This window comes from Caballeronia sp. INML1, assembly GCF_023631085.1.
In the GTDB taxonomy this organism is placed as follows: domain Bacteria; phylum Pseudomonadota; class Gammaproteobacteria; order Burkholderiales; family Burkholderiaceae; genus Caballeronia; species Caballeronia turbans.
In genome coordinates, this window is the sequence record NZ_JALQDT010000049.1 from 56,164 (window position 1) to 79,472 (window position 23,309).

Here is a 23,309-nt window from a genome sequence, read left to right on the forward strand (position 1 = left end):
TGCGCATCGTGCGTCCTTTGCGACGCGACGCGCACCGTATTGTGCATGATCGTGCACGTTCGATGCATCGGTCGCGGCACGCTCGCGCGCCTTATCGAAAACCCGAGTTCGATGAAAATGAATTTTTTTTGGCGGGCTTTTCGAGTAAATATACTTTCATCGCGTTTGATTGCCATGAGGCCGCAGCGCATTCCATGTCCCGTTCACTATCGGTTCGTGCACCGGCGAGCACCGACGTTCTGATTTCCGCGCGCATCGCAGCGGCCATGCCGACGCTCACGCCCATCCACCGGCGCATGGGTGCGTTCGTGCTGGCGAACCTGTTCCGTTCCGCGACGATGCGCATCGACGAACTGGCGGGCGCCGTGGGCGCGTCGGTGGCGACGGCGAACCGTTTCGCGCGGGCGCTCGGTTTCTCGGGCTATCCGGCGTTTCGCGAGGCGCTCGTGCGCGGCTTCGAGGCGACCATCGCGCCGGTCGAGCGCTTGCGCACCGCGCTCGAATCGCCGGCGAGCGGCGCCGAAGTTTTCGATGCATCGCTCGCGCAGGCGGCAGCGAATCTGCGTCTTGCCCAAACATCCGTCGATGGCGCGAAGGCCGGCGCAATCGTCGACATGATCCTCGCCGCGCCGCGCGTCTTCGTGGTCGGCTATGGCGCGAGCGCGTTCCTCGCGGGACTGATGGAGCACGGACTCACGCCGTATTGCGCGAACGTCCAGTCGCTCGCGCTGATGGGCGGACCGTCGCATGCGGCGCGCAGGCTCTTCACGGCGTCGCGGGGCGATGTGCTGATCGCGATCGCGTTCCCGCGTTATGTCGACGACACCATCACGCTGGCGCGGCTTGCGCGCGATCACGGCTTGCGCGTCATCGCACTCACGGACAGCGCCGCGTCGCCGCTCGCGCCGGTCGCCGACGTGCTGCTCGCGATTCAGGCCGAGCGCAGGCTCGCGGCGAATTGCGACACGGCGGTGCTCGCCGTCATCGAAGCACTCTGCGATGCGGTCGCGCATCGGGCGAAACGCTCGGTCGAGGCGGCATCGGGATTGACCGAATTCGTGCTGCCGTGGCTCGTCGCGCCGTCGATCGTCAAAGCGCCACCGACGGTCCCCGCGCCGCGCCGTACGGCCGCGAAACGACACACTCACACGGAACCGCGCGAGACATGAACGCAACACCAGTCATTGCCGTTCACGGCGGGGCAGGCACGCTCCTGCGCCACGCCATGAACGCCGAAACGGAAGGGCGCTACCACGCGGCGCTCGGCGAAATCCTGAGCGCGGGCGAGCGCATTCTCGCCGCCGGCGGCAGCGCGCTCGACGCCGTCACCGAAGCCGTTCGTCTGCTCGAAGACTGCCCGCTCTTCAACGCGGGCCACGGCGCGGTGTTCACGGCAGCCGGCACGCACGAGCTCGATGCATCCGTGATGGACGGCGCGACGCTCGAAGCCGGCGCGATCAGTTGCGTGACGCGCGTGAAGAATCCCGTGCTCGCCGCGCGCCGCGTGCTCGACGTGAGCGACCACGTGATGTTCACGGCAGCGGGCGCGGAAGCGTTCGCCGCGGCGCAAGGGCTCGACTTCGTCGATCCCTCGTACTTCCGCACGGAAGCGCGTTATCAGCAATGGCTCAAGGCGCGCGGCACGTCGGGCACGATGCTCGATCACGATGCGATGACGAAGTTCGCGTTCGACAGCGATCCCATCGATCCCGACAGGAAGTTCGGCACTGTCGGCGCCGTCGCGCTCGATGCGAACGGCCATCTGGCGGCCGCGACATCGACGGGCGGCATCACCAACAAGCAGGCGGGCCGCGTCGGCGATGCGCCGCTGATCGGCGCGGGCTGTTACGCGAACGACGCGACTTGCGCCGTCTCGACCACCGGCACGGGCGAGATGTTCATCCGCATGCTCGCGGCGTACGACGTATCGGCGCAGATGGAATATCGCGGCGTGTCGCTTGAGGACGCGGCACACGATGTCGTGATGAACAAGTTGCCGCGCATCGAAGGACGCGGCGGCCTCGTCGCCGTCGACGCGAAGGGCAACGTCGTGCTGCCGTTCAACACGGAAGGCATGTATCGCGGCTATGCGCGAGCAGGCGAAGCGCCCGTCACGGCGATCTATCGATGATGAACGAGAGCTTGCCCGATTCCCGCGTGATCGACGTGCGCGACCTGTCGGTCTCGTTCCGTTCGCGCTCGCGCACGATCGAAGCCGTGCGCAACATCGCGTTTTCCGTGGATCGCGGCGAAACGCTCGCGATCGTCGGCGAATCGGGTTCGGGGAAATCGGTCACTTCGCTCGCGCTGATGCGTCTCGTCGAGCATGGCGGCGGGCGGATCGTCTCGGGCAGCATCGCGTTCAGGCGGCGCAACGGGCAAGTGCTGGACCTCGCGAAGGCGTCATCCGCGGCGATGCGCAGCGTGCGTGGCGCGGACATCGCGATGATCTTCCAGGAGCCGATGACATCGCTCAATCCCGTATTCACGGTCGGCGACCAGATCGCGGAAGCCATCGCGCTGCATCAGGGCAAGAGCCGCTCCGAGGCCCGCGCGGAAGCGCTGCGTCTGCTCGATCTCGTGCGCATTCCCGAATCGAAGCGCGTGTTCGCGCGCTATCCGCATCAGTTGTCGGGCGGCATGCGCCAGCGCGTGATGATCGCGATGGCGCTTTCGTGCAAGCCCGCGCTCCTGATCGCCGATGAGCCGACCACTGCGCTCGACGTCACGATTCAGGCGCAGATCCTGCAACTCGTGCGCGGGCTGCAGGACGAAATGAACATGGGCGTGATCTTTATCACGCACGACATGGGCGTGGTCGCGGAGGTCGCCGATCGCGTGCTCGTGATGTATCGCGGCGAAAAGGTGGAGGAAGCGCCTTCGGATACGCTGTTTCATGCGCCGACGCATCCCTACACGAAGGCGCTGCTCGCCGCCGTGCCGACGCTCGGCGCGATGCACGGCACGGATCGCCCCGCGAAATTCCCGATTCTCGGAGTCGAGCCGGCGGATATCGCGCCCGACGATGCAAGCGCGTTGCGGCCATCGGAAGCGGTCGAGAAGGAAACGCAGCCTGCCGTCGATGAAACCATCCGGCCGATTCTGCGCGTACGCGACCTGGTCACGCGCTTTCCGGTGAAGAGCGGTTTATTCGGCCGCACGACGGCGGCGGTCCATGCGGTCGAGCGCGTCAGATTCGACCTGCGCCCTGGTGAGACACTCGCGCTCGTCGGCGAATCGGGTTGCGGCAAATCGACGACGGGACGTTCGTTGCTGCGGCTCGTCGAAAGCCAGAGCGGTTCGATCGAATTCGACGGACGCGACATCAGCAAGCTCGAAGGCCATGCGCTGCAGACACTGCGGCGCAATATCCAGTTCATCTTTCAGGACCCGTTTGCTTCGCTCAATCCGCGTCTGACAGTCGGCTTCTCCGTGATGGAGCCGTTGCTCGTGCATCGCGTCGCGAGCGGAAAGGAAGCACAGGCGCGGGTCGACTGGCTGCTCGAAAAGGTCGGCTTGCCGCCCGAAGCGGCGCAGCGGTATCCGCACGAATTCTCGGGCGGTCAAAGACAGCGCATCGCGATCGCACGAGCGCTCGCGCTGAATCCGAAAGTCGTGATCGCCGACGAATCCGTCTCCGCGCTCGATGTCTCCGTGCGCGCGCAGATCGTCAATCTGATGCTCGATCTTCAGCGCGAGCTGGGCGTGGCGTATCTCTTCATCTCGCACGACATGGCAGTCGTGGAACGTGTGAGTCATCGCGTGGCGGTGATGTATCTCGGGCAGATCGTCGAGATAGGACCGCGCGCCGCCGTGTTCGAAGCGCCGCGGCATCCGTACACGCGCAAGCTGATGAGCGCGGTGCCGGTCGCCGACCCGTCGCGCAGACATGCGAAACGCATGCTCGCCGCCGACGAGATTCCGAGCCCGATCCGCAAGCTCGGCGACGAGCCGACCGTCGCGAAACTCGTAGCCGTAGGACCAGACCATTACGTTGCCGAGCATCACGTAGGCGGCGCGTATTGATAACACCATGACGTCAAGCCAAGGAGTCCAACGATGCCGTCTTTCAAACTGCGCTCGATTCTCGCTGCAAGCGCATTCGCCGCACTGACCTCACTCGCGCCTGTCGCGTCGCATGCGCAAAGCACCGCCGTGATGGCCGTCGCTTCGACCTTCACGACGATGGATCCGTACGACGCGAACGACACGCTCTCGCAGGCGGTGGCGAAGTCCTTCTACGAGGGCCTCTTCGGGTTCGACAAGGACATGAAGATCCGCAACGTGCTCGCGACGAGCTACGAGGCGAGCCCCGACGCGAAGGTCTACACGATCCATCTGCGCAAGGATGTGAAGTTCCAGGACGGCACCGATTTCAACGCGGACGCGGTGAAGGCCGTCTTCGACCGCGTGACGAACCCGGACAACAAGCTCAAGCGCTACAACCTCTTCAACAAGATCGACAAGACCGAAGTGGTCGATCCATACACGGTGAAGATCACGCTGAAGATTCCTTTCTCGGCGTTCATCAACGTGCTCGCGCATCCGTCGGCGGTGATGATCTCGCCGACCGCGCTCCAGAAGTACGGCAAGGACATCGCGTTTCATCCGGTCGGCACGGGTCCGTTCGAGTTCGTCGAATGGAAGCAGACCGACGACCTGAAGGTGAAGAAGTTCGCGGGCTACTGGCGCAAGGGCTTGCCGAAGATCGACATGATCGACTGGAAGCCCGTGGTCGATAACAACACGCGCGCCGCGCTCATGCAGACCGGCGAAGCGGACTTCGCGTTCTCGATTCCCTTCGAGCAGGCCGCGACGCTCAAGGCGAGCCCGAAGGTCGACCTGATCGCGGCGCCGTCAATCATTCAGCGCTACGTGAGCATGAACGTGCTGCAAAAGCCCTTCGATAACCCGAAGGTGCGCGAGGCGATGAACTACGCGATCAACAAGGAAGCGCTCGTCAAGGTTGCGTTCGCAGGTTATGCCGTGCCGGCCGAAGGCGTCGTGCCGCCGGGCGTCGAGTATGCGACGAAGCTCGGGCCGTGGAAATACGATCCCGCGAAAGCGCGCGAGCTGCTGAAGGAAGCGGGTTATCCGAACGGCTTCGAAACCGTACTGTGGTCGGGTTATAACCACACGACGGCGCAAAAGATCATCCAGTTCGTGCAGCAGCAACTCGCGCAAGTCGGCGTGAAAGCAACGGTCGAAGCGCTCGAAGCGGGCCAGCGCGTGCAGCGCATCGAGAGCGCGCCCGATCCGAAGACGGCGCCGGTTCGCATGCTCTATATCGGCTGGTCGTCCTCGACGGGCGAAGCGGACTGGGCGATCTCGCCGCTGCTCGGGGGCACGTCGTTTCCGCCGAAGCTCTTCAATACCGCGTACTACAAGAGCGATCAGGTCGACGACGATCTCTCGAAGGCACTCGCCACGACGGATCGCGGCGAGAAAGCGAAGCTCTATGCCGATGCGCAAAAACGCATCTGGGCGGACGCGCCGTGGATCTTCCTCGTCACGGAGAAGGTCGTGTATGCGCGCAGCAAGCGTCTTTCCGGCGCATACGTGATGCCCGACGGCTCGTTCAGCTTCGACGAGATCGCGATCAAGTAATCGCTTTCGGCCGGGCTCCATCGCCCGGCCGCATCTGACTCAAAACGATGCTCAACTTCATCGCCAAACGCCTGTTAGGTCTTCTGCCGACGCTTTTCATCGTCGCGGTGCTGGTGTTCTTCTTCGTGCACATGCTGCCGGGCGATCCCGCACGGCTCGCCGCGGGCGGAGAAGCCGACGAAGCGACGGTCGCGCTCGTGCGCGCGGATCTCGGCCTCGACAAGCCGCTGCCGCAACAGCTCGTGAGCTTCTTCGGCAAGGTCGTGCATTTCGACTTCGGCATGTCTACGCGCAGCAAGCGGCCCGTGTCGACGGAAATCGCCGAGCGCTTCATGCCGACGTTGTGGCTCACGCTCGCGAGCATGGTGTGGGCAGTGATCTTCGGCATGGGCATCGGCATCGTGTCGGCGGTGTGGCGCAATCGCTGGCCGGATCGGCTGGGCATGACGCTCGCGGTATCGGGCATATCGTTTCCGGCCTTCGCGCTCGGCATGCTGCTGATGGAAATTTTCTCGGTGAAGCTCGGATGGCTGCCCATCGTCAATGACGGCACATGGAAGGGCTATGTGCTGCCGTCGATCACGCTCGGGGCCGCCGTCGCCGCCGTGATGGCGCGCTTCACGCGTGCTTCGTTCGTCGAGGTGCTCGGCGAGGACTTCGTGCGCACCGCGCGCGCGAAGGGTGTGCATGAACCGATGGTCATCGTGAAGCATTGCCTGCGCAACGCGATGATCCCCGTCGTCACGATGATGGGGCTGCAATTCGGCTTTCTGCTCGGCGGCTCGATCGTCGTGGAGAAGGTGTTCAACTGGCCGGGGCTGGGCCGCCTGCTCGTGGATGCGGTCGAGATGCGCGACTACCCCGTGATCCAGGCGGAAGTGCTGCTGTTCTCGCTGGAATTCATCGTCATCAATCTGATCGTGGATGTGCTGTACGCGATCATCAATCCGACCATTCGTTTCAAGTGAGGACGCGATGAGCGTGACAGCCGAAAGCGCGGTGCATGCGCCGCAAGAAATCCGCACGCCGTGGACGGAGTTCTGGCGCAAGTTCAGGCAACAGCACGTCGCGATGGTCGCGGCCGTGTTCGTGTTGCTGCTGGTCGTCATCGCGATCATCGCGCCGTATATCGCGCCATACGATCCGGAAAATTACTTCGATTACGATGCGCTCAACGCCGGTCCCTCGGCCGCGCACTGGTTCGGTGTCGATTCATTGGGCCGCGACATTCTGAGCCGCATACTCGTGGGCAGCCGCATTTCGCTGACGGCGGGGCTGGTCTCCGTCGTGCTCGGTGCGGTGATCGGCACGTTCTTCGGTCTGCTCGCGGGCTACTACGAAGGCTGGTGGGACCGCATCGTGATGCGCATTGCGGACGTGCTGTTCGCGTTTCCGGGCATTCTGCTTGCGATCGGCGTCGTCGCGATTCTCGGCAACGGCATGGTCAATGTGGTGTGCGCGGTCGCGATCTTCAGCATTCCCGCGTTCGCGCGGCTCGTGCGCGGCAATACGCTCGCGCTGAAGCATCTCACATACATTGAGGCGGCGAAGAGCATCGGCGCATCGGACTGGACGATACTCGCGCGGCATATTCTGCCGGGCACGATTTCGTCGGTGGTCGTGTACTTCACGATGCGCATCGGCACATCGATCATCACCGCGGCGAGTCTGTCGTTCCTCGGACTCGGCGCGCAGCCGCCTACGCCCGAGTGGGGCGCGATGCTCAACGAAGCGCGCGCCGACATGGCGATGGCGCCGCACGTCGCAATCTTTCCGAGCCTCGCGATCTTCTTCACGGTGCTCGCGTTCAATCTGCTCGGCGACGGCCTGCGCGACGCGCTCGATCCGAAGCTCGACCGGCCATGACGCATATCGGTTCGCTCGAAGCGGGTCCGCGCGGCACGATCGCCGACGTTGCGGGCGTGACGGTCGGTCATTGCACGCTCTCTGAGGGCGCGGTGCAAACGGGCGTCACGGTGATCCGACCGCACGATGGCGATGTCTATCGCGACAAGGTGCCGGCTGCCGCGTGCGTGATCAATGGCTTCGGCAAGAGCGTCGGGCTCGTGCAACTGGACGAACTCGGCGTGATCGAAACGCCGGTCGCGCTGACCAATACCTTCGGCGTCGGCACCATCGCAAACGCGCAGATTCGCGCGGCGATCGCGGCGAATCCGCGCATCGGGCGCGAGGATCCGAGCGTGAATCCGCTCGTGTTCGAATGCAACGATGGCTACCTCAACGACATGCAGGCGCTCGCGATTCACGAAGCGCATTACATGAGCGCACTCGATGCGTGCAGCGTCGATTTCGAACGCGGTGCGGTCGGAGCGGGGCGCGGCATGTCGTGCTTCGAACTGAAAGGCGGTATCGGTTCGGCATCGCGCGTCGTGCGGGTCAACGAGCGCGCGTACACGACAGGCGCGCTCGTGCTCGCAAACTTCGGCCGTCTGCCGCAACTCGTGATCGGGGGCGATGCCGTCGGAAAGACGCTGACGAAAGAAGCGAACGTGAAGCCCGAACAAGGCTCGATCATCATGCTGATCGCAACCGATGCGCCGCTCGACGCGCGTCGATTGCGCCGCCTCGCGATGCGCTCTGCCGCCGGCCTCGCGCGCACGGGTTCGGTGTACGGTCATGGCAGCGGCGACATCGCGCTCGCTTTCACGACCGCTTACACCGTGCCGCACGAGGCGGACTTCATCGCGGTGCCGCCGCTTGTCAGCGACACGCGGCTCGATCCTCTCTTTCAGGCCGCGGCCGACAGCATTGAACAAGCGATTCTCGATGCGCTCTTCAGCGCGGAGACGGTTGCCGGGCGCGACGGCCATCGGCGCATATCGCTCAAGGACGCATTGAGAACAAGACCATGAAAGTGCTGATCTCGGTGGATATCGAAGGCATCGCGGGCGTGTTTCATCCGGAGCAGACGCGTGCGGGCAACGCCGAATACGAGCAGGCGCGCCGCTGGATGACGCGCGAAGCGAATGCGGCTGCGCAAGGCGCGTTCGATGGCGGCGCATCCCAGGTGTGGATCAACGATTCGCACGGCGGCTTTCGCAACCTGTTGCCCGACCTGCTCGATCCGCGCGCGCGCCTCGTGCTCGGCAAGCCGCGCACGTTCGGCATGATGGCGGGACTGGAGGCATCGCCGGAAGTGGTCTTCATGATCGGCTATCACGCGCGCGCGCAAAGCCGCGGCATTCTCGCGCATACGATCAACAGCGCCGCGTTCGCGCGCGTCACGCTTGACGGCGAGGAAGTCGGCGAGGCGGGCCTTTACGGCAGGCTCGCCGAGGAACACGGCGCGTGCGTCGCGCTGCTCACAGGCGACGACGTGTTCGGCGCCCAGACGCTGCCCGCGTTTCCCGGCGCGCGCTTTCTATGCGTGAAGACCGCGCACGGCTATTCGAGCGGCGTGACCGAAACGCCCGCCGCGGCATGCGACGCGATCCGGCTCGCCGCGCGGGAGACGATCGAAGCAGCGGCGTCTTCAGTGCATGCCAAGCGTGCGGCGATCACCGGGCATCGCTGCGAACTGCGCGCGCAGACGACCGCGTTCGCCGATCTCTTTTGCCAATGGCCGACACTCGAGCGCATCGATGCCGTGACGCTCGCTTTCGATGCGCCTTGCGTCGAACATGTCGTACGGATACTCAACTGCCTTTCGGCAATGTCCTTCATGATACGGTGAGCGTTTGGACGCAGGGCCTGCGAGTATCGTTAGAATGGAGCCATTCGCGAGACTGGCTCCGGTCTTGACGTGTTTTTGCAGACGACGCTCATGCACACGGTGAAGCTCGAACACAATGACGACGAGGTGCTCGACCCCGCCGATCCCCAGCTCGTGGTGCGCGGCTCGCTTTTCATCGACGGCCACGATGCCGGGTGCTGGGAACAACGGCGCGACGGCACGTGGGTGGCGCATGTGCGGCACAGGGTCGGCTGGATCGTCGAGACGAGTCGAGGCGCACTGATCGACCGGCTCGCTCGCGAGGCATAACGCAGTTAATTTCGAATCGAACTCACACAAGTCATGTATCTGTCGATCATCGCCGTGGGGCTCGGCGGCGGCCTGGGATCGCTGCTCAGATGGGTCCTCGGCCTGCGCCTGAATGCGATTTTTCCGAATCTGCCGCTCGGCACGTTCGCGGCGAACGTCATCGCGGGCTACATCATTGGCGTGGCGGTCGCCTTCTTCGCACGCTTTCCGGATATCTCGATTGAATGGCGGCTATTCATCATCACCGGACTGATGGGCGGGCTCTCCACGTTTTCCACGTTTTCGGCCGAAGTGGTCGCGCATTTGCAGCAAGGGCGGCTCGGCTGGGCGCTCACTGAGATCGCGCTCCACGTTTGCGCATCGCTCGTGATGACCGCGCTCGGCATCGCGACGGTGGCAGTGGCTTCCTGAAGGACTCGCCGACCGCGCACTTCCCGCATCCGGTTTCCTCCGATTAGAACGTTTGCGCGCGCCCGTTTCCGATTCAATCCCGTACAGATTCCCGCGTTATCAACGCTAGACCCTCGCTGCCTCCGCAGCGGTTTTTTTATTGACAGTAAACGAAGGTGAAGAAATGCCAGGCCTGCCGCTCATCGAAGTCAGACCGTATCGTGCGAGCGATCTCGACGGTGTGATCGATCTGTTTCAACGCGCCGTTCGCGAAACGGCATCCGCCGATTACAACGAGGCGCAGATCGAAGCGTGGGCGCAAGCCGACCGGGACGAATGGGAACTCGCCCGCGCGAGCCGCCCGACCTGGATCGGGCTCGTCGACGGCGAACTCGCGGGCTTTGCCGATCTCGAAAAGAACGGTCTCATCGACATGATGTTCGTCGATCCGCTGCATCAGCGCAAAAGCGTGGCGACGTCGCTGCTCGCGCGCATCGAGGCCGAAGCCGACGAAGCCGGTCTGCAAACGCTGCATACCTACTCGAGCGTGACCGCGCGGCCGTTCTTCGAGTATTGCGGGTTCACGATGCTGCTGGCGCGGGCGGTCATCGTGCGCGAGCAGCGCTTCGTCCAGTTCGTGATGGAAAAGGTCTTGTAACGTCAAATCTGTATAGACAAGACGTGTCATGCTTGCCGGGATGATCCTAGTGATATCCCGGATATCCCCTTGTTTCGTCCTTCGAGCCCGTTTAGACTTGAGTCTAACTTGTATAGACAGGACGAATCATGATCACGCTTACGCCCGGAAAACTGACGCTCCCGCAACTGCGCCGCATCGCGCGCGGCTCGGATCCGCTTCAACTCGATCCGGCCAGCTTCGATGCCATCGACGCGAGCGCGCGCGCCGTCGCCGCGATCGCCGCGAAGGGCGATCCGGCCTACGGCATCAATACGGGCTTCGGGCGGCTCGCCAATACGCACATTCCGGCCGATCAGCTGGAGCTGCTGCAGAAAAATCTCGTGCTGTCTCATGCGGTGGGCGTCGGCGAGCCGATGTCGCGGCCGGTTGTGCGTCTGTTGATGGCGCTCAAGCTGTCGAGTCTCGGGCGCGGTCATTCGGGCATCCGCCGTGAAGTCATCGACGCGCTCATCACGCTCTTCAACGCCGACGTGCTGCCGATCATCCCGATCAAGGGCTCGGTCGGCGCATCGGGCGATCTCGCGCCACTCGCGCATATGTCGACGGTCCTGCTCGGCATCGGCGAGGTCACCATTCGCGGTGAGCGCGCGAGTGCGCTCGACGGCCTCGCGGTCGCGGGCCTCAAGCCGCTCACGCTGCAGGCGAAGGAAGGTCTCGCGCTGCTGAACGGCACGCAGGCGTCGGCGGCGCTCGCGCTCTACAACCTCTTCGCGATCGAGGATCTGTTCCGTACCGGACTCGTCGCGGGCGCGCTGTCCGTCGATGCGGCGGCGGGTTCCGTCGTCCCGTTCGATGCGCGCATCCACGAGCTGCGCGGCCATCGCGGGCAGATGGAGGCGGCGGCGGCCTACCGCACCCTGTTGAAGGGCTCGGGCATCAATCTGTCGCACGCGGACTGCGAGAAGGTGCAGGACCCGTACAGCCTGCGCTGTCAGCCGCAAGTGATGGGCGCGTGCCTCGACCAGATGCGCCACGCGGCCGACGTCCTCCTGATCGAATCGAATGCCGTCTCCGATAACCCGCTGATCTTCCCCGACACCGGCGAAGTGCTGTCGGGCGGCAACTTCCACGCGGAGCCGGTGGCGTTCGCGGCCGACAACCTCGCCCTCGCGGCCGCCGAAATCGGCGCACTCGCGGAGCGCCGCATCGCGTTGCTGATCGACGCCACGCTTTCGGGCCTGCCGCCGTTCCTCGTCCGCGATGGCGGCGTCAACTCGGGCTTCATGATCGCGCACGTGACGGCTGCCGCGCTCGCATCGGAGAACAAGACGCTTGCGCATCCTGCATCGGTGGATTCCCTGCCGACTTCCGCGAACCAGGAAGACCACGTTTCCATGGCGACGTTCGCCGCGCGCAAGCTCGGCGACATCGCGAGCAACACGGCGAACATTCTCGCGATCGAACTGCTTGCGGCCGCGCAAGGGGTCGATCTGCGCGCGCCGCATCGGACGAGCGCGCCCTTGCTCGAAGTGATGAAGACGCTGCGCGCGCACGTGGCGCATTACGACCTCGATCACTACTTCGCGCCGGACATCGCCGCGATCGCGACGCTCGTGCAGGAAGGCGCGATCGCGCAGCACAGCCCGTTCGCGTTCGCGTCGGAACAGCCTGTATGAGCACGCCTGCGTATCAGGAGATCAAGGACTACATTCTCCAGCGCATTCATATCGGCGAATGGAAGGAGGGCGATCTGGTGCCCTCCGAGAACGAGCTCGCACGCGAGTTCAAGGTCGCGCGCATGACCGTGAACCGCGCGGTGCGGGAGCTGACCGCCGAGCAGGTGCTGACGCGGGTGCAGGGCGCGGGCACCTTCGTCGCGCAGCCGAAATACGCGTCGACGCTCGTCGAGATTCGCAGCATCTCCGATGAAATCGTCGCGCGCGGCCACGTGTATCGCGCGCAGGTGCTGCATCTGGGCGCATCGATCGTCGATGATGCGCTCGCCGACGAAATGCATCTCGCGCTGGGCAGCCCGGTGTTTCATTCGCGCGTGCTGCACTTCGAGAACGACGAGCCGGTTCAGATGGAAGAGCGCTACGTGAATCCCGCGCTCGCGCCGGAATACGCGCGCCAGGATTTCACGACGATCACGCCGAACCAGTACCTGATGACGGCCGCGCCGTTGCAGCGCGTCGAATACCGGATCGAGGCCTCGGTGCCGTCGGCCGAGATCCGGCTCGCGCTCGCGATGGCGGAGCATGAGCCGTGTCTGTTGCTGCATCGGCGCACGTGGTCGCGTGACGCGGTCGCATCGGTCGCGAATCTCTGGCATCCGGGCGATCGTTATCAATTCACGGGGCACTTCTGAACGCCATGATCATTCGAGCCGATTCGCTCACGGCTACGCGCTGGAAGAACGGCGGCGGCATGACGCGCGAGATCGCGGCGGGGCCGCCGGGCGCGTCGCTCGATGCGTTCGCATGGCGTCTGTCGCTGGCCGATGTGGCGTCCGATGGCGCATTCTCGAGTTTCGCGGGCGTCGATCGCGTGCTCGTGCTGCTCGATGGCGCGGGCATGCGTCTGACGGAAGCGGAAGGCCGCGTGCATACGCTCGATGCGCCGCTCGCGATCGCGCGCTTTGCCGGCGAAACGCCGATTCACGCGACGCTGATCGACGGCCCGACGCGCGATTTCAACGTGATGGTGCGCCGCGATCGCGCCCGCGCGACGGTGCATGCCCGGCGCGCGTCGTGCTCGCTCGATGCCGGCCACGATCTGACCTTCATCTTTTGCGTGCTTGGAAGGATCGATATCAAGGCCGCCGCAGACACGCGTCATACGCTCGAAACAGGCGATACGCTGTGTCTCGATCGTGGGGCAGAACTGCATTGCGAGGCGTCGGACGATACGTCGTGGCTGCACATCGGCATCGACAATGTGTGAGCAGCCGCGCGTCGTATGAAAAGGGAGACAGGAAGATGAGCGCATTCTTCGCGGATCATGCGCGCCTCGCCGGCGGCTGGCGGCGCGACGTGCTGCTCGAATGGGACGACGACGGCACGTTGCTGCGCGTCGAGCCGGACAGCGCTGCGCCCGCGGGCGTCGAGCGGGCGAAAGGGCCGGTCGTGCCCGGCATGCCGAATCTGCACTCCCACGCGTTCCAGCGGGCGATGGCCGGCCTCACCGAATATCGCGCGAGCGTCAACGATACGTTCTGGAGCTGGCGCGACCTCATGTATCGCTTCGCCGCGCGGATCGGCCCGGAGTCGCTCGCGGACATCGCCCACTGGCTCTACATCGAGATGCTCAAGGCGGGCTACACGTCGGTGTGCGAGTTTCACTACGTGCATCACGCACCCGGCGGCGCGCCTTATGCGAATCGCGCAGAACTCGCCGAGCGTGTCGTCGATGCGGCCGGGCGCGCGGGCATCGGCATCACGATGTTGCCGGTGCTGTACGAGCACGGCGGTTTCAACCAGGCTGCGCCGCGCGAGGATCAGCGCCGCTTTCTCAATACGCCCGACACGCTGCTCGCGCTCATCGACACGCTCGCCCGCGCGCGGCCCGAAAACGGCGCGCGGCGTTACGGCGTCGCGCCGCATTCGCTGCGAGCGGTGTCGGGCGAATCGCTCGCGGCGGTGATCGAAGGGTTCGACGCGCGCTTCGTCCGTGCGCCGGTGCATATCCATGTGGCGGAGCAGACCGCCGAAGTCGAGGCGTGCGTGGCGGCGACGGGGCATCGCCCGGTTCAATGGCTGCTCGATCATTTCAACGTCGACGAGCGCTGGTGCCTCGTGCACGCGACGCATATCGATGCAAACGAGTGCGCGCGTCTCGCGTTGAGCGGCGCGGTCGCGGGCCTGTGTCTCACGACCGAGGCGAATCTCGGCGACGGCGTATTTCCGTCGCGCGATTATCTCGATGCCGGCGGACGCATCGGCGTCGGCTCGGATAGTCATGTGGGCGTGGACTGGCGCTCCGAGCTGCGTCTGCTCGAGTATGGCCAGCGCCTGTGCCGCCAGCAGCGCAACGTGCTTGCGTCGCCGACGCAGAGCCGTCCCGCCGATCGTCTCTTCGATGCCGCGCTCGACGGCGGCGCGCACGCCACAGGACGGCCCGTCGGCGCGCTCGCGCAGGGATCGCGCGCCGACTGGCTCGTGCTCGACGACGCGCATCCGGGCATCGGCGGCCATGCGCCCGAAACGTGGCTTTCGAGCGCGGTCTTCTGCGAACACGGCGACACGCCGATCCGCGATGTTTTCGTCTCCGGCCGCAAGGTGATCGACGCGCGCCGCCACGCGCAGGAAGACGAAGCGCTCGCGCGCTATCGCGCCGCGTTGCGCGGCTTGCTCGATTGAGGTCATCCATGAACGAGTCTTCGATTTTCACGCTGGAACGCGGCGGCGCGCCGCTGCTGATTTCGATTCCGCACCGGGGCACGAGCATTCCCTGCGCGCTCGCCGACGAGATGACGCCCATCGCGAAACTCACCGAGGATTGCGACTGGCATCTCGAGCGGCTTTACGCGTTCGCGCGCGAACTGGGCGCATCGATACTGACGCCGCAATACGCGCGATATGTCGTCGATCTGAACCGTCCGCCCGATGACGCGAACCTCTATCCCGGCCGCGACACGACGGGCCTGTGTCCGGTCGATACCTTCGACAAGGCGCCGCTATACAAGCCCGGCCACGAGCCGTCGCGCGAGCAGATCGATGCGCGTCGCGCGATGTACTGGCAGCCGTATCACGATGCGCTCGCAAGTGAACTCGACGCGTTGCGGGCGTCGCATGGCCGCGTGCTCCTTTGGGAAGCGCATTCGATTCGCTCGGTCGTGCCGCGTTTCTTCGACGGGCGCCTGACCGATTTCAACTTCGGCACGGCGGACGGCGCGTCGGCGGCGCCGGGGCTCGCCGAGTACCTTGCGGGGATCGTCGAGCGCGACGGCCGCTTCTCGACGGTGGCCAACGGGCGCTTCAAGGGCGGCTATATCACACGGCGATACGGCGAGCCTGAGAAGGGCGTTCACGCAGTGCAACTGGAGCTGACGCAGATCAGCTACATGGAGGAATCGTCGCCTTTCGCTTACGACGAAGCCAAGGCGACCGCGATCCAACCTTTGCTGCGCGAACTCCTGATTTCCGCGATGACCTACGCGACGGCCGCGTAGAAGCTGACATCTGAATGGCGATTGGCTGGCGATATCGTAATGGCGATGCGTTGCCGCGATCCGTCCTGCGCGTCTGAATATCGATATAAATCAATTATTTAGATGGTCGTAAGGGCTCTCGACGCGATTCGTGACGCGAAACGGATTGTTGCTGACTCGACAATTATGTTTCGTGCAAATTGGGGTTTCCCCTAAGACGACCACCTCCTACACTGTCTTCAAGCGAAACGAAATCAGAAACCGCTTAAAAAGCTTCCGATTTCAGTTTCGATTTCAAAACAAGACTACTGGAGGTTCATCATGATCAAGGCATTCGTTCCCGCACTCGTCATCGCCACCGCTCTGGCCGCTCCGACTTTCGCGTCTGCGCAAAGCAACGGCCCGGTGACCCGCGCTCAAGTGCGTGCGGAACTGGTTCAACTGGAAAAGGCCGGCTACAACCCGTCGACCGATCGCGTGGACTATCCGCAAAACATTCAGGCGGCACAAGCGCGTGTGAACGCCGAAAACGGTAGCTCGGCCTACGGTCCTTCGACGGCTGGTACTTCGCAATCGGGCGCAGCGGCGCCGGTCGCGCGCGCTAACGTGTCGATGTCGGATCGCAACTCGGTCTACTTCGGTCATTGATCGGAGTTCGAAGTCGAGCTCGACGAAAAGCAGGTGGCAGTGAGCAGTAGCAGCGGTAGATGGTGCAGCAAGCGTTGGCAGTAGCAATATCTTGCGAGAAATGCAGTAGCAGTACCGCAGTTGGCAGCACCGCAGTCACGCAGTGAAGCATCACAGCAGCAAGCAGCAAGCAGCAAGTCGAACGCCGGCCGCTATCGAGCGACCGGCGTTTTTTTTTTCGCGTCCTCTTTCGCTTCGACGCGCGGCGACACCGCGCCGCATGCGCGGATCACGAGTCGCACGACTTCTTCCGTCTGCTCATCGAAGGCCTTGCGCGTCAGTGCCCGCTTGCCCTTCAATGCGCGGATCTGCGCATCGAAGTCGGCGTAGTGCTGCGTGATCGCCCAGATCATGAACATGAACGTGTCCGGCTCGACCGGCGCGAGCAGGCCGCGCGCGATCCAGCTCTCGATCACGATGACGCGCGTATCGAGCCACGGCTTCACCCGCTCGTTGAGAATGTCCTGCATGTGATGCGCGCCGTGAATGATCTCGCTCGCCCACACCTTCGAGCCGAGCGGCCGACGTCTCGACAATTCCATCTTCGCGCGCACATAACCGCCGATCGCTTCCACCGGATCGTCGCTGCATTCGAAGGTGTCCGCCGCGCGATGCCAGTCTTCGAACAAATCTTCGAGCACGCGGCGATAGAGCGCGAGCTTCGTCGGGAAGTAGTAATGCAGGTTGGCCTTCGGCAGTCCGGCACGCTCGGCGATCATCGCCGTGCTCGCGCCTTCCAGTCCTTTCTCGGCGAACACTTCTTCGGCGCACGCCAGAAGCTGCGCTTCGTTGCTCTCGCGGATCTGCGCCTTGCGTCGCCGCAAAGGTGTTGCGGCATGCTCGCGCTCGGTAATGTCGTCAGCCGCGTCGTCGTGTCTCATCGTCGAATTTTTCTGTCGTGTGTGCCGCATCGTGCCTCATTCGCGCCGTTCATGCACGCGGCGCTGCATCGCGTCGAAAACGCCGCCGCGCCCAGTGCCCGCCGATGCTGCATTGCAATGGCACGCTTATCGCTTCATTTCGCTCCGTGTTTGTCCGCACACGAAAGACGTTGATTTGCTTATTTTAATCGGCTACAACCTGTCCATTCGGACAGGATTTGAGAAGCGCTCGAAGTATTGAAGAAGCGTGTCGTTCGCATCATTCATCGCATAACAGAAACGTGCACCGGGCGCGTGCGGCATCGCACCGCAAACGCCCGGCATGCACGAAACGAAGTCACTCACATACGAAGTCGATCGTAAGGAGCGAGGCGAATGAACGTCGTAACGGATGCAATCAGAGAGGCCGGTCTCGATACGTCCATCAAGGTGAATGGTCGACGTCTCTGGGACAGCCTGATGACGATGGCCAGGATCGGCGCGACACCCAAGGGCGGCGTGTGCCGGCTCGCGCTCACCGATCTCGACAAGGAAGGGCGCGATCTCATCGTCAGTTGGGCGAAGGAAGCGGGTTGCACGGTGAGCATCGATCAGATGGGCAATGTGTTCATGCGTCGCGCCGGGCGCAACCTCGAGGCGCTGCCGGTCATGACAGGCTCCCATGCGGATTCGCAACCCACGGGCGGGCGCTTCGACGGCATCTACGGTGTGCTCGGCGGACTCGAAGTGATCCGCTCGCTCAACGATCGCGGCATCGAGACCGAGCATCCGATCGAAGTCGTCATCTGGACCAACGAGGAAGGTTCGCGCTTCGCGCCCGCGATGGTCGCATCGGGCGTCTTCGCGGGCGTGTTCCCGCTCGACTACGGCCTCTCGCGCAAGGACGTCGACGGCAAGACGATCGGCGAAGAGTTGAAGCGCATCGGGTACGCCGGCGATCTGCCGTGCGGCGGCCGCAAGCTGCACGCGGCGTTCGAGTTGCACATCGAGCAAGGTCCGATTCTCGAAGCCGAGAACAAGACGATCGGCGTCGTCACCGACGCGCAAGGCCAGCGCTGGTACGAGATCACGCTCACGGGCCAGGAAGCGCACGCGGGCCCGACGCCCATGCCGCGCCGCAAGGACGCGCTGCTCGGCGCAGCGCGCGTCGTGGACCTCGTGAACCGCATCGGCCTCGACAACGCGCCGCTCGCCTGCGCGACGGTCGGCATGATGCAGGTGCATCCGAACTCGCGCAACGTGATTCCGGGCCGCGTGTTCTTCACCGTCGATTTCCGTCATCCCGACGATGCCGTGCTCGCGCGCATGGACGCCGCGTTGCGCGAGGGTGTCGCGCGTATCGCCGCAGAGATCGGCTTGCAGACCGAACTGGAGCAGATCTTCTATTACGCGCCCGTCAGATTCGACGCCGCCTGCGTCGCGTCCGTGCGCGCGGCGGCGCAGCGCTTCGGCTATTCGCATCGCGACATGGTGTCGGGCGCGGGCCATGATGCGTGCTATCTCGCGCAAGTCGCGCCCACATCGATGGTGTTCGTGCCGTGCGTCGACGGCATCAGCCATAACGAAATCGAAGACGCGTCTCAGGAGTGGATCGAGGCGGGCGCGAACGTGCTTCTGCACGCGATGCTCGAGCGCGCGTCGGAACCGGCTTCGTAGAAACAGCGCGCTTCGTCTCACGTTCAGTGTCGTCCGGGCCAATGCGCGCGGATGACGGGCACTCGTACGTCCTCACATGGAACGCACATGACCACAAAAACGACCGGCGATATCGCGAGCCATCGCCTCACGCACGAACAGCTCGCATGCGAGTTCTCGGATGTCGCGCCGTTGCTCGACGCCACCGCCGCGGCTGCCGCCGCGAGCCGCTGCCACTACTGCTACGACGCGCCGTGCGTGCAGGCCTGCCCGACGAGCATCGACATACCGAGCTTCATCCGCAAGATCGGCAACGGCAATCTGAAAGGCGCGGCGGTCGATATCCTGTCCGCCAATCCGCTCGGCGGCATGTGCGCGCGCGTGTGCCCGACCGAGATTCTCTGCGAGGGTAGTTGCGTACGCAACCATCCGGGCGATGCGCCCGTGAAAATCGGCGCATTGCAGCGTCATGCGACGGACTGGGCAATGGCAAAAGGCGAGCCGCTTTTCAAACGCGCGCCGGAGACGGGCAGGCGCGTGGCGATCGTCGGCGCGGGGCCGGCGGGGCTCGCGTGTGCATATCGGCTCGCGCTGGCGGGACATCGCGCGGTGATTTTCGATGCGCGCGAGAAACCCGGCGGCCTGAACGAATACGGCATCGCCGCCTACAAGACGGTCGAGGATTACGCGCAGCGCGAAATCGAATGGCTGCATTCGATCGGCGGCATCGAGATCAAGGCGGGTCACGCGCTCGGCCGTGACTTCACGCTGGAGGAGCTGCGCAAGCAATACGACGCGGTGTTCATCGGCTTCGGTCTTGCGTGCGTGCGCGAACTGGCGCTCGAAGGCGAAGCGCTCGACGGCGTGATGAACGCGGTCGATTTCATCGAGCAGGTGCGCGAGGCCGACGATCTCGCGAATGTGCCGGTCGGTCGGCGCGTCGTCGTGATCGGCGGCGGCAACACGGCCGTCGATGCGTGCGTGCAGGCCGCGAAGCTCGGCGCAACGAACGTGACGATGGTGTACCGGCGCGGCGTCGAGAACATGAGCGCGACGTGGGCCGAGCGCGAGTTCGCGCAGACCAATGGCGTGAGCATCGTCACGCACGCGAAGCCGACGCGTCTGATCGGCGTTGACGGGCACGTGACCGGCGTCGAGTTCGAGCGCGACGCGGAGCGCTTCGTCATCGATGCGGACATGGTGCTGAAGGCGATCGGTCAGACGCTCGTGCCCATCGGCATCGACCGGGCGTTGCTGACGCTCGACGGCGGGCGCATCGTCACCGACGAGAATCGACAGACGACGCTCGCGAAAGTGTGGGCCGGCGGCGATTGCGCGACGCATGAAGGACTCGATCTCACCGTGCAGGCCGTGCAGGACGGCAAGCTCGCGGCTGCGTCCATCGACGCGTCGTTCGAGCTGACTTCGATCAAAGCCGCCTGACGAACATAAGGAGCCGCCTCAACATGGCCGATCTGACTTGCAACATCGCCGGCATTACATCGCCGAATCCTTTCTGGCTCGCGTCCGCGCCGCCGACGGACAAGGCCTTCAACGTCAACCGCGCCTTCGAGGCGGGCTGGGGCGGTGTGGTGTGGAAGACGCTCGGGCTCGATCCGCACGTCGTCAACGTGAGCTCGCGTTATGGCGCGGTGCAATGGAACGGGCAGCGCATCGCGGGACTGAACAACATCGAACTGATCACCGATCGCCCACTCGACGTGAACCTGCGCGAGATCGAACAAGTGAAGCGCGACTGGCCGGACCGCGCGCTGATCGTCTCGCTGATGGTCCCGTGCAATGAGAAGGACTGGAAGTGGATCTTGACGCAAGTCGAGGACACCGGCGCGGATGCGGTCGAACTGAACTTCGGCTGCCCGCATGGCATGAGCGAGCGCGGCATGGGCGCGGCGGTGGGACAGGTGCCCGAGTATGTCGAAATGGTCACGCGCTGGGTGAAGGAAGGCACGAAGCTGCCGTGCCTCGTGAAGCTCACGCCGAACATCAGCGATATTCGCATGGGTTCGCGCGCCGCGTTCAAGGGCGGCGCGGACGGCGTGTCGCTCATCAACACGATCAACTCGATCGTCGCGGTCGATCTCGACCAGATGGCGCCGATGCCGGCCGTCGATGGCAAAGGGACGCACGGCGGTTATTGCGGTCCCGCCGTGAAGCCGATCGCACTCAATATGGTCGCGGAGATCGCGCGCGATCCAGAGACGCCGAATCTGCCGATCTCGGGCATCGGCGGCATTTCATCTTGGCGCGATGCGGCGGAATTCATGGTGCTGGGCGCAGGCAGTGTGCAGGTGTGCACGGCGGCCATGCACTACGGCTTTCGTATCGTCTCCGATCTCGCCGATGGCCTTTCGAACTGGATGGACGAGAAAGGCTACGCGACGCTCGATGACATCCGCGGCCGCGCCGTGCCGAACGTCACGGACTGGAAGTATCTCAATCTCAAGTACGACATCAAGGCGCGTATCGATCAGGACAAGTGCATTCAGTGCGGGCTGTGTCATATCGCGTGCGAGGATACATCGCATCAGGCGATCCTGAAGGAGAAGGACGGCAAGCGGCATTTCGAAGTGGTCGATTCGGAATGCGTCGGCTGCAATCTCTGCATGCATGTGTGCCCGGTCGAGCAGTGCATCACGATGGAACGCGTCGATGCGGGCGAATACGCGAACTGGACCACGCACCCGAACAATCCCGCTCGCGTGGATGCGGAGGAACCCGCTAAAGCGGCATAAACATCATGCAGCGCTCGTCGTCGTTGAACCCTCATGATCAACCGCACAGTCAAACGGAGTGCATCCGATGAATCAGACAGCGCATAACGTCGAGACGAGCAGCCTGTATAACGACGATCTCGCGCCGACCGGCCCGGCGCAGCGTACCTGGAAGTGGTATCACTTCGCGGCGTTGTGGGTCGGGATGGTGATGAACATCGCTTCGTACATGCTGGCCGCGGGTCTCACCGATCAGGGCATGTCGCCGTGGCAGGCCGTGTTGACGGTCCTGCTCGGCAACCTGATCGTGCTCGTGCCGATGTTGCTGATCGGTCATGCGGGCGCGAAGCACGGCATTCCGTATGCGGTGCTCGTGCGCTCGTCGTTCGGCACGCAGGGCGCGAAGCTGCCCGCGATGCTGCGCGCGATCGTCGCGTGCGGCTGGTACGGCATTCAGACGTGGCTGGGCGGCAGCGCGATCTATACGCTCGCGAATATCCTCACGGGCAATGCCTTGCATGGCGCGGCGCTGCCGCTCATCGACATCTCGGTCGGACAGCTCGCGTGCTTTCTCGTGTTCTGGGCGTTGCAGCTCTACTTCATCTGGCATGGCACGGATTCGATCCGCTGGCTCGAAAGCTGGTCTGCGCCGATCAAGGTCGTGATGTGCGTCGCGCTCGTCTGGTGGGCGACGAGCAAGGCGGGCGGACTCGGTTCGATGCTTTCGTCGCCGTCGCAGTTCGTCGCGGGCGGCAAGAAGGAAGGGCTCTTCTGGGCGACGTTCTGGCCGGGTCTCACCGCGATGGTCGGCTTCTGGGCGACGCTCGCGCTCAACATTCCCGACTTCACGCGCTTCGCGCGCACGCAACGCGATCAGATGATCGGGCAGACGATCGGCTTGCCCGTACCGATGGCGTTGCTCTCGGTCATCTCCGTCGTGGTCACGTCGGCGACGGTCGTGATCTACGGCAAGGCGATCTGGGACCCTATCGATCTCACGAGCCGCATGACGGGCATAGGCGTGGGCATCGCCCTCGTCATCCTTACGCTCGACACGATGTGCTGCAATCTCGCGGCGAATCTCGTTGGACCCGCGTATGACTTTTCGAGCCTGTGGCCGAAGGGCATTTCGTATCGCGCGGGCGGCATGATCACGGCGACGATCGCCATTGTCATGATGCCGTGGAAGATTCTTGCGACTACGCAGGGCTATATCTTCACGTGGCTCGTCGGGTATTCGGCGCTGCTCGGGCCGGTTGCGGGGATTCTGATGGTCGATTACTTCTTCATTCGCGGCACGCGGCTCGATCAGCGCGAGCTTTTCGACGAGGACGGCGAGTATTCGTATAGCGGTGGATGGAACGTGGCGGCGGTGGTGGCGTTGCTCGTCGGTGTGTTGCCGAATCTGCCGGGGTTTCTGCATACGGCGTTTCCTGCATCGTTTCCAGGTGTGCCTGTGTTCTTCAATACGCTCTACACGTATGCGTGGTTCGTTGGCCTCGTGCTTGCCGCGATCGTTTATGGGTCTTGGATGAAGTTGCGGGGTAGTCCGAGGGCTGGGGTTTTGAGTGCTTGATTTTTTGTT

Annotated in this window: 22 protein-coding genes; 21 read left to right on the forward strand and 1 reads right to left on the reverse strand. The window is 64.0% G+C overall.

Annotation, left to right across the window (positions count from 1 at the left end):
• The first annotated feature begins 194 nt into the window (after positions 1 to 194).
• The 17 genes from NCR38_RS15535 to NCR38_RS15615 all read left to right on the forward strand — a co-directional run bounded on the left by NCR38_RS15535 (position 195) and on the right by NCR38_RS15615 (position 16,437).
• Complete coding sequence (locus NCR38_RS15535) at positions 195 to 1,169, forward strand: MurR/RpiR family transcriptional regulator (protein WP_061118345.1); 975 nt, start codon at positions 195 to 197, stop codon at positions 1,167 to 1,169.
• Complete coding sequence (locus NCR38_RS15540; RefSeq protein WP_061118177.1) at positions 1,166 to 2,131, forward strand: isoaspartyl peptidase/L-asparaginase family protein; 966 nt, start codon at positions 1,166 to 1,168, stop codon at positions 2,129 to 2,131. Before NCR38_RS15535 ends, NCR38_RS15540 begins: the two co-directional genes overlap by 4 nt.
• On the forward strand, positions 2,128 to 4,026 hold the full coding sequence (locus NCR38_RS15545; protein WP_250477333.1) for a dipeptide ABC transporter ATP-binding protein: 1,899 nt from the start codon (positions 2,128 to 2,130) through the stop codon (positions 4,024 to 4,026). The genes NCR38_RS15540 and NCR38_RS15545 overlap by 4 nt, the downstream gene beginning before the upstream one ends.
• 33 nt (positions 4,027 to 4,059) lie before the next feature.
• A complete protein-coding gene (gene gsiB / locus NCR38_RS15550; RefSeq protein ID WP_061118175.1) occupies positions 4,060 to 5,607 on the forward strand; it encodes a glutathione ABC transporter substrate-binding protein GsiB in 1,548 nt (515 codons plus the stop codon).
• Between the two features lie 47 nt (positions 5,608 to 5,654).
• A complete protein-coding gene (gene gsiC / locus NCR38_RS15555) occupies positions 5,655 to 6,575 on the forward strand; it encodes a glutathione ABC transporter permease GsiC (protein WP_061118174.1) in 921 nt (306 codons plus the stop codon).
• Positions 6,576 to 6,582: 7 nt separating this feature from the next.
• On the forward strand, positions 6,583 to 7,473 hold the full coding sequence (gsiD, locus tag NCR38_RS15560) for a glutathione ABC transporter permease GsiD (protein WP_061118173.1): 891 nt from the start codon (positions 6,583 to 6,585) through the stop codon (positions 7,471 to 7,473).
• Positions 7,470 to 8,480 carry a P1 family peptidase gene (locus NCR38_RS15565; RefSeq protein ID WP_061118172.1) on the forward strand — a complete coding sequence of 337 codons (1,011 nt, stop codon included), beginning with the start codon at positions 7,470 to 7,472 and terminating at the stop codon, positions 8,478 to 8,480. The genes gsiD and NCR38_RS15565 overlap by 4 nt, the downstream gene beginning before the upstream one ends.
• The gene (locus tag NCR38_RS15570; RefSeq protein WP_061118171.1) at positions 8,477 to 9,301 is read left to right on the forward strand and encodes a M55 family metallopeptidase; all 825 of its coding nucleotides are present in this window, start codon (positions 8,477 to 8,479) and stop codon (positions 9,299 to 9,301) included. The genes NCR38_RS15565 and NCR38_RS15570 overlap by 4 nt, the downstream gene beginning before the upstream one ends.
• Positions 9,302 to 9,391: 90 nt before the next feature.
• Positions 9,392 to 9,610, forward strand: a complete 219-nt coding sequence (locus tag NCR38_RS15575; RefSeq protein WP_061118344.1) for a hypothetical protein — start codon at positions 9,392 to 9,394, stop codon at positions 9,608 to 9,610.
• 33 nt (positions 9,611 to 9,643) lie between these two features.
• On the forward strand, positions 9,644 to 10,021 hold the full coding sequence (gene crcB, locus NCR38_RS15580) for a fluoride efflux transporter CrcB (protein ID WP_061118170.1): 378 nt from the start codon (positions 9,644 to 9,646) through the stop codon (positions 10,019 to 10,021).
• A 163-nt stretch (positions 10,022 to 10,184) separates the two neighbouring features.
• The gene (locus NCR38_RS15585; protein WP_061118169.1) at positions 10,185 to 10,658 is read left to right on the forward strand and encodes a GNAT family N-acetyltransferase; all 474 of its coding nucleotides are present in this window, start codon (positions 10,185 to 10,187) and stop codon (positions 10,656 to 10,658) included.
• Between the two features lie 128 nt (positions 10,659 to 10,786).
• Positions 10,787 to 12,316: a histidine ammonia-lyase gene (gene hutH / locus NCR38_RS15590; protein WP_061118168.1), complete on the forward strand. Its 1,530-nt coding sequence runs from the start codon at positions 10,787 to 10,789 to the stop codon at positions 12,314 to 12,316.
• Entirely contained in the window at positions 12,313 to 13,008 is a 696-nt protein-coding gene (gene hutC / locus NCR38_RS15595; RefSeq protein WP_061118167.1) for a histidine utilization repressor, read from the forward strand. Before hutH ends, hutC begins: the two co-directional genes overlap by 4 nt.
• Positions 13,009 to 13,013: 5 nt before the next feature.
• Positions 13,014 to 13,583, forward strand: coding sequence for a HutD family protein (locus NCR38_RS15600; protein ID WP_086961034.1), 570 nt, complete (start codon positions 13,014 to 13,016; stop codon positions 13,581 to 13,583).
• Between the two features lie 35 nt (positions 13,584 to 13,618).
• Positions 13,619 to 14,998: a formimidoylglutamate deiminase gene (locus NCR38_RS15605; RefSeq protein ID WP_061118343.1), complete on the forward strand. Its 1,380-nt coding sequence runs from the start codon at positions 13,619 to 13,621 to the stop codon at positions 14,996 to 14,998.
• Positions 14,999 to 15,006: 8 nt separating this feature from the next.
• A complete protein-coding gene (gene hutG / locus NCR38_RS15610; protein ID WP_061118165.1) occupies positions 15,007 to 15,810 on the forward strand; it encodes an N-formylglutamate deformylase in 804 nt (267 codons plus the stop codon).
• Positions 15,811 to 16,113: 303 nt separating this feature from the next.
• Entirely contained in the window at positions 16,114 to 16,437 is a 324-nt protein-coding gene (locus tag NCR38_RS15615) for a DUF4148 domain-containing protein (RefSeq protein ID WP_061118342.1), read from the forward strand.
• 191 nt (positions 16,438 to 16,628) lie between these two features.
• Here the strand turns inward: NCR38_RS15615 and NCR38_RS15620 are convergent, their stop codons facing one another.
• Positions 16,629 to 17,357 carry a TetR/AcrR family transcriptional regulator gene (locus NCR38_RS15620; RefSeq protein WP_250477334.1) on the reverse strand — a complete coding sequence of 243 codons (729 nt, stop codon included), beginning with the start codon at positions 17,355 to 17,357 and terminating at the stop codon, positions 16,629 to 16,631.
• Between the two features lie 375 nt (positions 17,358 to 17,732).
• Between NCR38_RS15620 and NCR38_RS15625 the strand changes: the two genes are divergently transcribed.
• The 4 genes from NCR38_RS15625 (at position 17,733) to NCR38_RS15640 (ending at position 23,300) form a co-directional block, all read left to right on the forward strand.
• Entirely contained in the window at positions 17,733 to 19,013 is a 1,281-nt protein-coding gene (locus NCR38_RS15625) for a Zn-dependent hydrolase (protein ID WP_061118163.1), read from the forward strand.
• A gap of 87 nt (positions 19,014 to 19,100) precedes the next feature.
• Positions 19,101 to 20,435: an NAD(P)-dependent oxidoreductase gene (locus tag NCR38_RS15630; RefSeq protein WP_250477335.1), complete on the forward strand. Its 1,335-nt coding sequence runs from the start codon at positions 19,101 to 19,103 to the stop codon at positions 20,433 to 20,435.
• Between the two features lie 23 nt (positions 20,436 to 20,458).
• Complete coding sequence (gene preA, locus NCR38_RS15635; RefSeq protein WP_061118161.1) at positions 20,459 to 21,745, forward strand: NAD-dependent dihydropyrimidine dehydrogenase subunit PreA; 1,287 nt, start codon at positions 20,459 to 20,461, stop codon at positions 21,743 to 21,745.
• Positions 21,746 to 21,812: 67 nt separating this feature from the next.
• On the forward strand, positions 21,813 to 23,300 hold the full coding sequence (locus NCR38_RS15640; protein ID WP_061118160.1) for an NCS1 family nucleobase:cation symporter-1: 1,488 nt from the start codon (positions 21,813 to 21,815) through the stop codon (positions 23,298 to 23,300).
• Positions 23,301 to 23,309 lie beyond the last annotated feature (9 nt).